Annotated in this window: 1 pseudogene; it reads left to right on the forward strand. The window is 61.8% G+C overall.

The annotated features are described in order from the left end of the window. Positions 1–73 precede the first annotated feature (73 nt). Positions 74–351: pseudogene (locus Y887_RS00185) on the forward strand (RHS repeat-associated core domain-containing protein); the annotation flags it as partial.

The following is a 351-nucleotide window of genomic DNA, read 5'->3' on the forward strand; positions in this document are numbered from 1 at the left end:
CTAGTGTGCCGGAGACCTCTAGTTATGGCTGGATCAATTTTACGGGAGGCTGACAATGGCACATACTTACTAAAAAATGGGCAACACCCTCACCATCGGCGGCAAGGCACGCGAGCACCTGTACGACACCACCGGCCGCATGACCCAGGTCAAGCGCGCAGGTGCCGCGGTCATGAACTACCGCTACAACGGCCGCGGCGAGCAGGTACGCCGTTATCTGGGCACCACCAATACCTACACGCTTTACGACGAGGCGGGCCACTGGCTGGGCGACTACGACACCAACGGCGCACCCAAGCAACAAGCGATCTGGCTGGACGACCTGCCGGTGGGGCTGCTGGCCCACGGCGG

This window comes from Xanthomonas pisi DSM 18956 (genome assembly GCF_001010415.1).
GTDB lineage: Bacteria > Pseudomonadota > Gammaproteobacteria > Xanthomonadales > Xanthomonadaceae > Xanthomonas > Xanthomonas pisi.